Below are 13,232 nucleotides of genomic sequence, written 5' to 3'. Positions count from 1 at the left end.
GTGACCGATCCCCGTCTTGCCGATCAGTCGGTCTTTCCCGATCCTGTTTACAAGGAAACGGTGCTGCGGCCGCTATTTGATGGCGCCAAGGACCATCATGTGGAGGGCTTTCGCGCCATTGATCGCGCTCACCTGGTGATGTTGGCCCAAACCGGCATCCTTGATGCCGATCAAGTGCGCGAGATTGCCGGAGCCCTCGAGAGCATCGATGCGGAAATCGATCCTGCCGCGCTGGTTTACACCGGGGAGGTCGAGGATTTCTTTTTCCTGATCGAAAAGGAACTGAAGAAGCGCATCGGTCCAGATCTTGGCGGGCGGCTGCATACCGCGCGCTCGCGCAACGACATCGACCACACCCTGTTCAAGCTGGGGTTGCGCGAGCGCCTCAACCTGCTGATCAACAAGGCGCTCAAGCTGCACTCGACGCTGATCGAAGCGGCAGAACGGGAGCAGGCGACACTGATCGTTGCCTATACCCATGGCCAGCCGGCACAGCCGACCACGTTCGGGCATTACCTCTCGGCGATTGTGGAGTTCGTCGGACGCGACATCGAGCGGTTGCTGCAGGCTTATCGTTTGGTGGACCTCTCGCCCATGGGCGCCGCGGCCATCACGACCACGGGCTTTCCCACGGATCGGGCTCTGGTCGCCGAGCTGCTTGGCTTTGCCGCGCCTCTGCAAAATTCCTATTCCTGCATAGCGGGCGTTGACTACATCACAGCCACCTACAGCGCCATGGAGCTGATGTTCCTGCATCTCGGCCGGCCGATTCAGGATTTCCAGGTCTGGACCAGCTTTGAAGTCGGGCAGCTTTATGTGCCCAACAGCCTCGTGCAGATTTCCTCGATCATGCCGCAAAAGCGCAATCCGGTGCCGATCGAGCATCTGCGGCACTTGGCGAGCCAGACCTGCGGGCGCGCGCGCGCCATGCTCACGGTGATGCACAACACGCCCTTCACCGACATGAACGACAGCGAGGGTGAAACCCAGTCCATGGGCTATGGCGCCTTTGAGAGTGCCTACCGCGTGCTTGATCTGCTGGCAGCATTGGTCGCCCAGGTCCGCATCAACCCTGAACGCGTGCGCGCCAATATCAACCGCTCCTGTATCACCATTACCGAACTGGCCGACAGCTTGGTGCGGCGCGAGGGTTTGTCGTTCCGCGAGGGACACGAAATCGCGGCGTCGGTCGCCAAGGCGGTGGTCGCTGCGGGCGGCGATCTGGCTGGGGATGGCTACGCACCGTTCCTTGCGGCGTTCGAGCACGCAACCGGACGCAAGAGCGCGCTTGATGCTGCAGCCTTCGCCGAGATCGTGTCGCCCGAATATTTCGTTGCAGTGCGCACCCGTTTCGGCGGCCCCGCGCCCGAGCCGCTGCAAGCGGCCATCACTGATTACAAGAAGGATGCGGCCGCATTGGCCGCTCAACATCAAACCATTCTGCGCCGCCAGGACGAAGCCGCGCGCATGCTCAATGAGCGCTTCGACGCATTAAAGGGAACAGCCTGATGGCCAAGATTGAACTGCAGAGCCTGGTCAAGAACTACGGCAAGACCCAGGCGGTGCATGGCATCGACCTCACCGTTGAAGATGGTGAGTTCGTCGTGTTCGTGGGCCCGTCCGGCTGTGGCAAGTCAACGACGCTGCGCATGATTGCCGGGCTTGAGGATATCTCTGCCGGCAATCTTCTCATCGGCGGCGAGGTTGTGAACCAGCGCGAGCCGAAGCAGCGCAACATCGCCATGGTGTTCCAGAACTACGCCATTTATCCTCACAAAACGGTGGGGCAGAATATCGGTTTTGGGCTCTACACCTCCAAGCTGTCTAAGGAAGAAAAACAGCAGCGCATCCTGCAAACGGCCAAGATCCTGGGCCTAGAGCCGCTGTTGGATCGGCGCCCTGCAGCACTGTCGGGCGGTCAGCGCCAGCGCGTTGCCATCGGCCGAGCCATGGTTCGTGATCCAGTGGCGTTTCTGTTCGACGAGCCACTGTCGAATCTCGATGCGCAGTTGCGGGCGCAGATGCGTATGGAGATCAAGAGCCTCCATCGCCGGCTTGGTACCACCATCGTTTACGTTACCCATGACCAGGTCGAAGCCATGACCATGGCCGACAAGATCGTGGTGATGCGGGACGGCCACATCCTGCAGGTCGGCACGCCCACCGATCTCTACGAAAACCCCAACGATGTTTTCACCGCGCGCTTTATCGGCAGCCCGTCGATGAACATGCTCGATGGCAAGCTGAGTGGTGGCACGCTCAGCATCGAAGGCACGACGATCTCGGGCCTGACGCTGCCTGCGCAAGAGGGCGATGTGCTTGTCGGCCTGCGCCCGCATGATCTGGTTGTAGGCGAGGCGAGCGAGCCGGGCCTTGGTGCAACTGGTATTGTCGAGGCGGTGGAGCCGCTGGGCTCGGAGACCCTGGTGCATGTTCAGGTCGGCAAGAGCCAGATCATCGCCACCGCACCTGGTCGTGTGGTGCCCAAGGTCGGCAGCACGGTATCGATCAATGCCGGATCGGGGTCGCTCTATCTCTTCGATAAAGCCAGCGAGAAGGCCCTGGGCCGCGCATGACGTCTTCCCCCGTTGCAGCTGGGGCCGTGCTCAGCCTTGGGCGCATTTATTGCGACCTGGTGTTTCGCGGCCTCGATACCATGCCCCAGCTTGGCCGCGAGGTCTTCGCCGGAGAGTTCGAGTTAACCCCAGGCGGCGGCGCCCTGATTACCGCGGCACATCTGGCGGGCCTGGGGCGTCCCTCGGCCTTGTTGGCGCGGTTCGGCACTGACGATTTATCCCTGTCGCTCGAAGCCACGATCAAGGCTCTCGGGCTTGACCTGCAGTTTCTCGACCGAAATGCAGCGGCCGGTCCGCAGTTAACGGTGGTAATGGTGCAGGACGGGGATCGTGCATTCTTGTCCAAGCGGGCGGGGCAGGCTCGTCCCCAGACCCTGGAGGCGGCCTTGGCGTGGCGCAAAGCGGCGCATTTGCACATCGCAGAATACGCGACCCTGCACGAGGCAAGCGATGCCATCATCCTTGCCAAGCAGCATAACCTCACGGTCTCGCTCGATCCGAGTTGGGACGACCAGCTGATCCGGGATCCTGATTTTTTCGCGCTCAGCTCAGGAGCCGATATCTTCCTGCCCAATATGGAAGAAGCCGAAGCGCTGACCGGCCAATCCGATCCTCAAGTGGCGCTGGTAGAGTTGGCCCGGTATTTTCCTTGCGTCGCGTTGAAATGCGGCGCGGGGGGCGCCTTGCTTGCCGTTGATGGCCAGGTTCTCCGTCTGCCGAGCCCCAAGGTAGAGGTGGTCGACACCACCGGCGCTGGTGATGCCTTCAACGCCGGGTTCCTGCACGCCTGGCTCAGCGGCGCCGATCCGCAAGCATGCCTGGCCGCAGCAATCGATGCCGGTAGCCGTTCTGTTCAGGCTTCAGGCGGCGTCGGGAGCTTGCGGACTGAAGCTTGATTGATTGCGGCCGTGCCCGGTGCCAAGGCGGCGGGAGTCAGCCTTTCGCCTTCCCTGTCTTGGTCACCAGCAGTTGGTTGAGCCGCATCTTGTCGGCGTCCACCACCTCAAAGACATAGCCGGCTGCTTCCACCTTGTCGCCCTTGCGGGCCGCCCGGCGCAGCCGATGGACGATGAAGCCGCCAATGGTTTCATAGGCCGCTTCGGCTTCAAGGTGCTTGATCCCCAAGGTGCGCGTGACATCCACGAACGGCGCTACGCCGTCGACAAGCCAGCTCTGCTCATCGCGCTTGAGAATTGCCTGCTCTTCGAAGGGGTTGGCCAGGCCTTGCATCAGCGCGCCCATTAGGTCCTTGAAGGTGACCACGCCAACCACATGGGCGTATTCGCTGACCACGAGGGCAAAGCCCGTGCTCTGGGCTTGGAACTCGGCAAGGACCTCCCAAACATTGAGCGTGTCGGGCACCGACAGCACGTCGCGGCGGGCCTTGGCGAAATCCACCTCGCCATGCTTGTCCATGGCGGTGACCAGCACGTCCTCGGCGCGAACACAGCCAATCACCGCGTCGATGCCCCCGTCGCAGATGGGGTAATGCGAAAACGGCCGCCGGCGCACCTTGTCCTGCTGCACCTCATGGGGGTCGCTGATGTCGAGATAAACGATGTCATCGCGAATGGTCATCACCGAGGTGACGCTGCGCAACTCGAGCGCCAGGACATTTTCGATCAGCCGATGTTCGTTTTTCATCAGCATGCCGGACGCGGCACCGCCGGCCAGGATAAGCCGGAAGTCCTCGGCCGTGACTTCGTCGGCAGCCACTTTGGACTCGATGTTGAACCAGCCGATGATCACGTCGGACAATCTGCCGAAGAACCAGACCAGGGGCTTGAGCACCTTGACCGAGGTTTCGGGAAACCACACCAGCGAGAGGGCAACCTGTTCGGGCACCAGCATGGCAATGCGCTTGGGCGTCAGGTCGGCCAGCAGCACAAACAGCATGGTGACCAGCAAGAAGGCCAGCACGGAGCCGATCGGCAGGGCCAGGTCGGGGGCGACGCCCACCAGCCGCAGGGCGTCGGCGAAAGCCGGCCCAAACGCATCATGCCCGAGCGTACCCGCCAAGATCGACACGGCATTGGTCACGATCTGCAATGCGGTGATTACGCTGCCCGCCTCGCCCCGCAGCGCGACGAACCGCAGGGCCCTGCTGTCGCCCCCTTCAGCCAGCGCGCGGATGCGCACTTCGCGCGCTGCGGCGAAGGCGATTTCCGACAGCGACACGATCACGCTGACGCCGATCAGGCCGATGATCAGCAAGACGCCGAGGATGGGAGTCATATTGCTTTCCAGTTAATGCCGGGTCTTCATAGCGACACGCCCACTGAACGTCCAATCGGCAGGGGGCATGTCTTCCAAGCGGGGCCGCACGGCTCAAGCTCTTAGCCGAGGCGCAGGATCTCCGGGGCGAGCGCAACATGCAGTTCATGCCGCACCGCTGGTAGTCCAGGGATGTAGCCGAAGTCGAGTTTGAACTCTGTGGCGGTTAGGCCGCGTGCGGCGGCGTACGCATAAAGCTGGGCAAACCCATCGGCTATGCCACTCACAGGTCCCTCATATCCGATCCGCAGATAGCGTTGTGCCGGGATCTCATGGAGGATCATCCCGGCAGGCACATCGGTTTTGCGGGCGGCCAGAAAGCCCACGAGTTCACGATGGATAGCGCCCTCAACGCCGATCGAGGCGGCAAGAAAGCTCGACGCTCCGGTCTCGGTTTCAAACAGCCAGGTCCATGCCCTCGAGATTGCTTGTGCCAGTTCTGGCTCGGGCGCCTCGACCATGATGCCGATGGCAGTGAGTTCGGGCAGTTCGATGAGTTCGATCATTGGTCACCGGTCCAGGCGGTTTGAGCGAGCGCGGCTGCAGCGCGCCTCGTCAGCGCGAAACTGCATTCTTTGCTGCTGAGCGCTTGTTGGTCAGAGCCCTTACATAGCACAGCCCGTCGGCCTGGCGGCAAGGCGATGAGCTCATATCCTCGCCGCAGTGAGTGCTCGCTGGCTTTAGGATGAGGGACTAAGCACCAAGACCTCCACACGCCGAGACACCGAAAGCCATCCGCAGTGTTGCTGTCGACAGCTTGCGCACAAAAGACCTCTCAGGGGTATTGACGCTTCGAAGCGTTGGTATACGCTTTCTTTACTTAGGATCGACACGTCGAGTGCCATGCTCGGCTGTACGAGAAGGGGACACCATGAGACTCTTGCTTACCGCCGCCTTGGCGCTTGCCTCCTTGACGACCGTGCATCCTGCTTATGCCGACAAGCTCGATGACATTATTGCATCGGGCACCCTGCGTTGCGCCGTGGTGCTGGATTTCCCGCCGATGGGATCTCGCGATGAAAACAACAACCCGGTCGGATTTGACGTCGATACTTGCAACGACCTTGCCGCGGTGCTCGGCGTGCAGGCAGAAATCGTCGAAACCCCGTTTCCCGACCGCATCCCCGCGCTGGTTTCAGGGCGCGTCGATATCGGCGTTGCCTCGACCTCCGATACGCTCGAGCGCGCCAAGACCGTTGGTTTTTCCATTCCCTATTTTGCTTTCGAAATGGTGGTCTTGACCAAGGAAGGCCTGGGTATCGCCGATTACGACAGTCTCAAAGGCAAGAAGGTGGGCTCCACCTCTGGCACCTATGAGGCTTTGGCCCTGGAAGAAAGCGTCAACGAATGGGCTGACCCGGCCGGTTCGTTCCGCTCCTACCAGACCCAGGCGGACGTGATGCTGGCGCTTTCGCAGGGCCAGATCGATGCAACCGTCGTAACCTCCACCGTTGCTGCTTCCACCATCGCCACCGGCAATTTCCCCGGTTTCGTCATGGGCGGCAAGGCGCCGTACGAAATCGATTATGTTGGTCTCATCACCCTGCGCAATGAGCAGGGCTTGCTCAATTACCTCAACCTCTTTGTTAATCAGCAGGTTCGCACCGGACGCTATGCCGAGCTTTACGCCAAGTGGGTTGGTGAAGGCGAGCCGCCGAACCTGACCGTCCCGGGTGTTTATTACTAAGGATCTGGCAAGGAGCGCTTGGGCAGGCGCTCCTTTTTTTCTGCGCACTACGGTGAGCTCTAGCGCTTCGAGAATTGTAGCCCTGATGGTTAGAACGCGCCCTTGATGTTTAATTATACCTTCCACTGGCGTCCGGCGCTTCAAGCGTTGCCGCAGATGCTGGGCGGAGCCGTGGTGACGCTGCAGCTCGCCATTCTTTCCATGATCATCGGCATCATCATTGGCGTGTTGCTGGCACTGATGAGTGGCTCGGGCAGCAAGTTTCTCCGTGCCCTTGCCAGCACCTGGATCGAGATTGCCCGCAATACACCGGCATTGTTCCAGATCTACATGGCCTATTTCGGCCTCGGGCAGTTCGGCATCCATCTCGACAGTTTCGTGGCGCTGCTGGCCGGCATTGCCTTCAACAATGCCGGTTATCTTGCCGAGACCTTCCGGGGTGGGCTGCGGGCCGTTCCCGCCACTCAGGTGCGCGCCGCGCGATCCCTCGGCTTTGGCCCGATCAGTGCTTTCCGGCTCATCGTGTTGCCGCAGATGTTTCGTGCCGTGTTCTACCCGGTGACCAACCAGATGGTGTGGGCGATCCTGATGACCTCGCTGGGCGTCGTGGTGGGGCTCAATACCGATCTCACTGGCATCACCCAGCAACTCAACGTCAAGACGTTCCGAACCTTTGAGTATTTCGCATTGGCCGCGGTAATGTATTACCTGCTTGCCAAGGCGGTCACGCTGGGTGCCCGCCTTCTTGCCTACCGACTGTTCCGATATTGAGGGGGCAGTCATGTTCCAAACTGGCTTGAGCCTCAACGATATCGGTTTTTTGCTGCAGGGGGCTGGTGTCACCCTCCTGATCACCTTCTGGGCCATGCTCGGCGGCACGATCCTCGGCATCGTGTTCGGCGTGTTCCGGGCGACTACGCCTTGGTGGGCGAGCGCTCCGCTGGCCTTTCTGCTCGATATCTTTCGCTCGGTGCCGCTGCTGATCCAGCTCGTTCTGGTCAACGCGTTCCAGGCGATCGCCGGGCTCAACATCAGCGCCTTTATCGTGTCTTGCGTGGTGCTGGCGCTCTACACCTCCGCTTATTGTTCCGAACTGGTCCGGGGCGGTATTGCCGCCGTGCCGGTGACGACGCGTCGCGCGGCGCGCTCGTTGGGCATGACCTGGTGGCAGGACATGACCAATATCGTTTATCCCATCGCGCTGCGTATCATGCTGCCCAGCTGGATCGGCCTGACGCTTGGGGTGATGAAGGATACGGCGCTGGTGTCCTGGCTCGGCATCATCGAGTTGCTGCGCTCATCGCAGATCATCGTCACCCGCATTCAGGAGCCGCTATTTGTGCTCAGCATAGCCGGGCTGATCTACTTCATTATCAGCTTCCCGATTTCGCGCCTGGGCGCCAAACTGGAAAAGAAATGGCGCGAGAATGATTGAGATCGAGAACGTCCAGAAATCCTACAACGAGCTGCGGGTCCTGGATGACGTGAGCCTGAGCGTGTCCAAGGGCGAGGTGGTGTCGATCATCGGTGGCTCCGGATCGGGCAAGTCGACACTGCTGATGTGCATCAATGGCCTCGAGGCGATCCAGGGTGGCAAGATCAGCGTCGATGGCGTGGACGTGCATGCCAAGGGGACCGACCTCAACAAGCTGCGCACCAAGATCGGCATCGTTTTTCAGCAGTGGAACGCCTTTCCCCACCTCACCGTACTGGAAAACGTCACACTGGCCCCCCGCAAAGTGCTGGGCAAGAGCCGCGCCGAGGCCGAGGCGATCGGTCGTCAGCAACTTGAGCATGTGGGGCTTGGGGACAAGCTCGACGCCTATCCCGGCAAGCTTTCCGGCGGGCAGCAGCAGCGCATGGCCATCGCGCGCGCCCTGGCGATGAGCCCGCAATACATGTTGTTCGACGAGGTCACATCCGCCCTTGATCCGCAACTGGTGGGTGAGGTGCTCGACACCATGCGTCTGCTCGCCAAGGAAGGCATGACGATGATCCTCGTCACCCATGAAATGGCCTTTGCTCGCGAAGTCTCCGACCGTGTCGCCTTTTTCAAGTCCGGCAAGGTGCATGAGATCGGGACGCCCGAGCAGATTTTCGGCGATCCCCAGCGTCCGGAAACCAGAGAATTCCTAGCTTCGGTGCTTTAGCCGAACTCACCAGCAGGGCGATCCAGATGAAAATTACCGCTATCAAAACGTGGCAGGTTGATCTGCCACTCAAGGAAGGTCGCTATAGCTGGTCGGGCGGCAATTTCATGGAGGTGTTCGACTCCACAGTCGTGGCGGTGGAGACCGATGCCGGCATCACCGGCTATGCTGAATGCTGCCCCCTGGGCTCAGCCTATTTGCCGAGTTATGCTGCGGGCGTGCGCGCCGGCATCAGCGAAATCGGGCCCAAGCTCATTGGCATGGACCCGACCGATCTGGGGCCACTTAATCGCCAGATGGATGCGGTGCTGCGCGGACACCCCTATGCCAAGGCGCCCATCGACATTGCCTGCTGGGATATTCTGGGCAAGGTCGCGGGGCTTCCCGTTTATAAATTGCTCGGCGGTCTTGAGCAGGAGGAAGTCGCCCTTTACCGCGCCATCTCGCAGGAAGATCCCGAGGCCATGGCCCGCAAGATCGATGGCTACCGCGCCGAGGGCTATACCAAGTTCCAGCTCAAGGTCGGCGGCAATGCCAATGACGATATCGAGCGCATTCGCGCCTGCCGCGACATCCTCAAGCCCACCGACATTCTGGTATGCGATGCCAATACCGGCTGGACCATGGCCGATGCCGCTCGCGTCGTAAATGCTGTCCGAGACCTCGATGTTTACATCGAGCAGCCCTGCATGAGCTATGAGGAAAGCGTCTCCATCCGTCGGCGCACCAGCCTGCCTTTCGTGCTCGACGAAGTGATCGGTGGGGCCGATACCCTGCTCAAGGGCATTGCCGAAGACGCGATGGACGCGATCAACCTCAAGATATCCAAGGTCGGCGGGCTCACTAAGGCCAAGCTGATGCGCGACCTGTGCGTCGCCTCGGGCATTCCGATGACCATCGAGGATACTTGGGGCGGCGACATTGTCACCGCCGCCATCGCGCATCTGGCCTGCTCCACGCCCGAAAAGTTCTACCTGTCGGCCACCGATTTCAATTCCTACGGCACCGTGTTTATCGCCGATGGTGCGCCGCAGCGCGTCAACGGCAATATGTCGGCGTCCAACGAGCCTGGTCTCGGCGTTACGCCCAAGTTCGACGTGTTGGGCGAGCCGGTGCTGGTGATCGGAAAGGCTGCCTGATGCGCACCAGCAAGATCATCCAGACGGTCTCCTGTCATGCCGAGGGGGAAGTGGGCGATGTGATAACCGGCGGCGTGTTGCCACCGCCGGGTGACACGATCTGGGAGCAGCGCACATTCCTTGCTACCGACGAAACGCTGCGCAATTTCATGCTGCAGGAGCCACGGGGCGGGGTGTTCCGGCACGTCAATGTGCTGGTGCCCCCCAAGAACCCAAAAGCGCAGATGGGCTGGATCATCATGGAGCCGCAGGATACCCCGCCCATGTCGGGTTCCAATTCCATGTGCGTTTCGACCGTCTTGCTCGATGCGGGCATTATCCCGATGACGGAGCCGGAAACGCGCATGGTGCTCGAAGCACCGGGCGGGTTGATCGAGGTCGTCGCCCAGTGCCGCAACGGCAAGGCGGAACGGGTCGCCATCAAGAACCACCCCTCCTTTGCCGACAAACTCGACGCCACCCTGGAAGTCGAAGGCGTGGGAACGCTCACCGTCGATACCGCCTATGGCGGGGACAGTTTCGTGATCGTCGACAGCAAAGCCCTGGGCTTCGCCATTGCGCCTGATGAGGCGCGCGACATTGCGTTGATGGGCATGAAGATCACCAAGGCCGCTAATGAACAATTGGGGTTCCAGCACCCGCTACATGCCGAATGGAGCCACTTTTCCTTTTGCCAGATCGCCGCGCCCGTAACCCGGGACGAAAACGGCGTGCTGACTGCCGCCAACGCCGTGGCCATCCGCCCGGGCAAGATTGACCGTTCCCCCTGTGGCACTGGCTGTTCGGCGCGCATGGCGGTGCTGCATGCCAAGGGGCAAATCAAGGTGGGCGAGGCGTTTATCGGCCGGTCCATTATCGGCTCGCGCTTTGATTGCCGTATCGACAGCGAAACCATGCTGGGCGATCGCAAGGCCATCGTGCCCATCATCGCCGGCAGCGCCTGGATCACCGGCACGCACCAGCACATGCTGGATCCCGCCGATCCCTATCCAACCGGCTATCGCCTTTCGGATACCTGGCCAGTGGAGGGCCGTTTCTAAGCATGCCTTACATCAAGATCGAAATGAACGAAGGGCGCACGCCCGAGCAGAAGGCTGCTTTGGCGCGGGCCATCACCGATGCCGTCGTGGAGCATGCCGGGGCCAAGCGGGAGAGTGTCTGGATCGTCTTTGATGATGTGGCGCGACAGAACTGGGCAGTCGCCGGCGAATTGCTGGACAAGCCCGCCTGATAGGCATTTAGAGCACCGCCCCCCGGCGCGTCGTATCGGGCCAAAAACAAGAAGGCTCCCCATTGGGGAGCCTTGCTCGTTGTGGTGAGCGCCTCAGCGCGTGTAGTTCTGCACGGCGCCGGGCAGGGTGCTCCACTGGGCATACCAGGCCTTGAACTGGTTGAATTGCCGTTCGGCCCAGGCGCGTTGGCTGGGTGAAAGCTCGTCGGTGGAGTTGAAGTGGAGCTTGTAGGCGTCCTCCCCCTGCAGCTCGAGCATGAACTTGTAGTAGAGCACCAGATCGGTGCCTTCATCCCAGGAGGAGAGGATTTCCAGCGCCTCGCCCAATTCCCGTGCACGGAGGCGGGCATCGGGATCGCCGCCCGCGGCGGCCTTCGACAGGGCCACCAGATGCAGGATCTCCCGGGGCAGGGCATTGCCGATGCCGGTGATGGTGCCGGTGGCGCCCGCTTTGACATAGCCGTGGTAAACGCCGGTATCGACGCCGGCCATCAGCACCACATTGGCATCGCCACTGGTGATGTGCTCGGCCGCATAGGTCATGGCTGCGGGGCCACCAAATTCCTTGAAGCCGACAAGGTTGGTGTGCTTGGCGCGCAGGGCGTTGAACAGGTCGGCCTTGGTTTCGAAGCCGTAATGGGGGCTGTTATAGATTACTGCTGGCAGAGTTGGTGCGGCGGCGAGGATAGCCTCGAAATGGTGGCGCTGGGCGATGGGGGAATTGCCGCGCGACAACACCCGGGGAATGACCATCAAGCCAGCCGCGCCGACCTGTTGCGCGTGTGTAGCCAAAGCGACGGCTGAGGCCGTGTTGATTGCACCGGTGCCAACAATCACGGGCAGGCCCGCCGCGACCAGGCGCGCCACGCCTTCCATGCGCTGGGCATCGGTGAGCAGGGGCCAATCGCCCATGGAGCCGCAATACACCACGGCGGACATGCCGGCAGCGACGAGCTCGGTGGCCTTGCGGACCAGTTCGTCGAAATCGGGGCTACGGTCCGCCTTGCACGGCGTCATCAGTGCGGGAATTACGCCCGTGAAAATTTCGGTTTGCATCGTGTCCTCGTCCAGCAAACGAGCAGGCGTCAACGCACCTGCCCGGTTCACCTACCATTCATGCCACGTTGTATCCTTTTTGTCGACAGGGCAAGCCTGCCTACAACAGGGCGCGGATATCGGCGAGCAAGGCACTGGGAACTTCAACCTCGCCGCTGGCAAGCGAACGGGCCCGCGCAGCATAGCGCCGCTGCGACGGCAAGCGCGCGCCTTGATCGATAATGGCATCGAAGATGATCTCGGCCCGTTCGGCATGGCGTGACGCCTCCACTCCGGTGAAGACCTTGGGGTCGAAGGCAAGCAGCAGTTCGCCGTGATAGGGTGCTGCGCCAGCGCCGTTATCGAATTGCTTGGACTCGATACTGCTGAGATCGCCGATCAACGGCCCCGCAATCAACTCGATCATGGTAGATAGCGCCGAGCCCTTGTGGCCGCCAAACGTCGTCATGGCGCCGCTAAGCGCCTTTTCTGCGCTGTCGGTCGGAGCCCCGCTCTCATCCACGGCCCAATCGAGCGGGATTGGCTTGCCGGCGCGGCGATGCAGCTCGATTTCCCCCCGCGCCACGCTGGAGGTGGCGAAGTCGAACACATAGGGATCTTTGCCCGGACGCGGCCAGGCGAAAGCCAGCGGATTGGTGCCAAACACGGGCTTGGTGCCACCAAATGGCGCAACCCAGTTGTGGCTAGGGGTCATGGCGATGGCGACAACACCCTGCGCCGCCAAGGCCTCGACTTCGGGCCACAATGCCGAAAAGTGGTAGCAGTGATTGATCACCAGCGCCGCGATGCCATTCTGCCGCGCCTTGTTGACCAGCATGGTGCGGCCGGCCTCAAAGGCCAGCAGCGAATAGCCGCCTTTAGCATCGACGCGCACAATACCGGGCGCATGGTCGAACAGTTCAGGCTGCACCACGCCATCCACCTTGCCCGCCCGGATGGACCGGACGCAGCCCAGCAGACGATAAAGGCCATGCGAATGACACTCGTCGCGCTGGCCCGCACAAACCACGGTGGCGACCGCCGTCGCGTGATCGATGGCAAAGCCGTTGCGGACCAGCACCGCAACGCTGAGGTCAAAGGCTTCGTCAAGCCGCAGGGTGGACGTTTCTGTCACAGCAA

At 61.4% G+C, this 13,232-nt stretch carries 14 protein-coding genes; 10 read left to right on the top strand and 4 right to left on the bottom strand.

Going from position 1 to position 13,232, the window contains the following annotated elements; all coding sequences use genetic code 11:
* Genes argH through ELX51_RS16540 form a run of 3 tightly spaced genes read left to right on the top strand, consistent with a single transcriptional unit; the run spans position 1 to position 3,472 of the window.
* Positions 1-1,509 (top strand): argininosuccinate lyase, encoded by a 1,509-nt coding sequence (argH, locus tag ELX51_RS16550; RefSeq protein WP_127754547.1) that lies wholly within the window; start codon positions 1-3, stop codon positions 1,507-1,509.
* A complete protein-coding gene (gene ugpC / locus ELX51_RS16545) occupies positions 1,509-2,576 on the top strand; it encodes a sn-glycerol-3-phosphate ABC transporter ATP-binding protein UgpC (protein WP_127754546.1) in 1,068 nt (355 codons plus the stop codon). Before argH ends, ugpC begins: the two co-directional genes overlap by 1 nt.
* Complete coding sequence (locus ELX51_RS16540) at positions 2,573-3,472, top strand: sugar kinase (protein WP_127754545.1); 900 nt, start codon at positions 2,573-2,575, stop codon at positions 3,470-3,472. Before ugpC ends, ELX51_RS16540 begins: the two co-directional genes overlap by 4 nt.
* A 37-nt stretch (positions 3,473-3,509) precedes the next feature.
* Here the strand turns inward: ELX51_RS16540 and ELX51_RS16535 are convergent, their stop codons facing one another.
* Together ELX51_RS16535 and ELX51_RS16530 are read right to left on the bottom strand one after the other, a co-directional pair.
* Entirely contained in the window at positions 3,510-4,811 is a 1,302-nt protein-coding gene (locus tag ELX51_RS16535) for a hemolysin family protein (protein ID WP_127754544.1), read from the bottom strand.
* A 101-nt stretch (positions 4,812-4,912) separates the two neighbouring features.
* The gene (locus tag ELX51_RS16530; protein ID WP_127754543.1) at positions 4,913-5,356 is read right to left on the bottom strand and encodes a GyrI-like domain-containing protein; all 444 of its coding nucleotides are present in this window, start codon (positions 5,354-5,356) and stop codon (positions 4,913-4,915) included.
* A gap of 365 nt (positions 5,357-5,721) precedes the next feature.
* On the opposite strand from ELX51_RS16530, the gene ELX51_RS16525 reads away from it, so the two are divergent.
* The 7 genes from ELX51_RS16525 to ELX51_RS16495 all read left to right on the top strand — a co-directional run bounded on the left by ELX51_RS16525 (position 5,722) and on the right by ELX51_RS16495 (position 11,057).
* A complete protein-coding gene (locus tag ELX51_RS16525; RefSeq protein ID WP_127754542.1) occupies positions 5,722-6,537 on the top strand; it encodes a transporter substrate-binding domain-containing protein in 816 nt (271 codons plus the stop codon).
* 105 nt (positions 6,538-6,642) lie between these two features.
* Positions 6,643-7,308: an amino acid ABC transporter permease gene (locus tag ELX51_RS16520; protein ID WP_127754541.1), complete on the top strand. Its 666-nt coding sequence runs from the start codon at positions 6,643-6,645 to the stop codon at positions 7,306-7,308.
* A 10-nt stretch (positions 7,309-7,318) separates the two neighbouring features.
* Positions 7,319-7,972: an amino acid ABC transporter permease gene (locus ELX51_RS16515; protein ID WP_127754540.1), complete on the top strand. Its 654-nt coding sequence runs from the start codon at positions 7,319-7,321 to the stop codon at positions 7,970-7,972.
* Positions 7,965-8,687 (top strand): amino acid ABC transporter ATP-binding protein, encoded by a 723-nt coding sequence (locus tag ELX51_RS16510; protein WP_127754539.1) that lies wholly within the window; start codon positions 7,965-7,967, stop codon positions 8,685-8,687. The genes ELX51_RS16515 and ELX51_RS16510 overlap by 8 nt, the downstream gene beginning before the upstream one ends.
* Positions 8,688-8,713: 26 nt before the next feature.
* Positions 8,714-9,826, top strand: a complete 1,113-nt coding sequence (locus ELX51_RS16505; protein WP_127754538.1) for a cis-3-hydroxy-L-proline dehydratase — start codon at positions 8,714-8,716, stop codon at positions 9,824-9,826.
* Positions 9,826-10,866: a proline racemase family protein gene (locus tag ELX51_RS16500; RefSeq protein ID WP_127754537.1), complete on the top strand. Its 1,041-nt coding sequence runs from the start codon at positions 9,826-9,828 to the stop codon at positions 10,864-10,866. Before ELX51_RS16505 ends, ELX51_RS16500 begins: the two co-directional genes overlap by 1 nt.
* Positions 10,867-10,868: 2 nt before the next feature.
* A complete protein-coding gene (locus tag ELX51_RS16495) occupies positions 10,869-11,057 on the top strand; it encodes a 2-hydroxymuconate tautomerase (protein WP_127754536.1) in 189 nt (62 codons plus the stop codon).
* Between the two features lie 93 nt (positions 11,058-11,150).
* Here ELX51_RS16495 and ELX51_RS16490 read toward each other — a convergent pair whose 3' ends face one another.
* Both ELX51_RS16490 and ELX51_RS16485 read right to left on the bottom strand, forming a co-directional pair.
* Complete coding sequence (locus ELX51_RS16490; RefSeq protein WP_127754535.1) at positions 11,151-12,113, bottom strand: dihydrodipicolinate synthase family protein; 963 nt, start codon at positions 12,111-12,113, stop codon at positions 11,151-11,153.
* 100 nt (positions 12,114-12,213) lie between these two features.
* Complete coding sequence (locus tag ELX51_RS16485) at positions 12,214-13,227, bottom strand: Ldh family oxidoreductase (protein ID WP_127754534.1); 1,014 nt, start codon at positions 13,225-13,227, stop codon at positions 12,214-12,216.
* Between the last annotated feature and the right edge of the window lie 5 nt (positions 13,228-13,232).

The organism is Devosia sp. 1566 (assembly GCF_004005995.1).
Taxonomy (GTDB): Bacteria; Pseudomonadota; Alphaproteobacteria; order Rhizobiales; family Devosiaceae; genus Devosia.
The sequence above is the reverse complement of the archived record's forward strand: the minus strand, read 5'-3'. Positions and strand labels throughout refer to the sequence as shown.

What these genes read in the sequence shown, in the direction of transcription:
- ugpC (WP_127754546.1), top strand. Translation starts at nt 1,509, where the DNA reads ATGGCCAAGATTGAACTGCAGAGCCTGGTCAAGAACTACGGCAAGACC.
- ELX51_RS16540 (WP_127754545.1), top strand. Translation starts at nt 2,573, where the DNA reads ATGACGTCTTCCCCCGTTGCAGCTGGGGCCGTGCTCAGCCTTGGGCGC.
- ELX51_RS16535 (WP_127754544.1), bottom strand. Translation starts at nt 4,811, where the DNA reads ATGACTCCCATCCTCGGCGTCTTGCTGATCATCGGCCTGATCGGCGTC.
- ELX51_RS16530 (WP_127754543.1), bottom strand. Translation starts at nt 5,356, where the DNA reads ATGATCGAACTCATCGAACTGCCCGAACTCACTGCCATCGGCATCATG.
- ELX51_RS16525 (WP_127754542.1), top strand. Translation starts at nt 5,722, where the DNA reads ATGAGACTCTTGCTTACCGCCGCCTTGGCGCTTGCCTCCTTGACGACC.
- ELX51_RS16520 (WP_127754541.1), top strand. Translation starts at nt 6,643, where the DNA reads ATGTTTAATTATACCTTCCACTGGCGTCCGGCGCTTCAAGCGTTGCCG.
- ELX51_RS16515 (WP_127754540.1), top strand. Translation starts at nt 7,319, where the DNA reads ATGTTCCAAACTGGCTTGAGCCTCAACGATATCGGTTTTTTGCTGCAG.
- ELX51_RS16510 (WP_127754539.1), top strand. Translation starts at nt 7,965, where the DNA reads ATGATTGAGATCGAGAACGTCCAGAAATCCTACAACGAGCTGCGGGTC.
- ELX51_RS16505 (WP_127754538.1), top strand. Translation starts at nt 8,714, where the DNA reads ATGAAAATTACCGCTATCAAAACGTGGCAGGTTGATCTGCCACTCAAG.
- ELX51_RS16500 (WP_127754537.1), top strand. Translation starts at nt 9,826, where the DNA reads ATGCGCACCAGCAAGATCATCCAGACGGTCTCCTGTCATGCCGAGGGG.
- ELX51_RS16495 (WP_127754536.1), top strand. Translation starts at nt 10,869, where the DNA reads ATGCCTTACATCAAGATCGAAATGAACGAAGGGCGCACGCCCGAGCAG.
- ELX51_RS16490 (WP_127754535.1), bottom strand. Translation starts at nt 12,113, where the DNA reads ATGCAAACCGAAATTTTCACGGGCGTAATTCCCGCACTGATGACGCCG.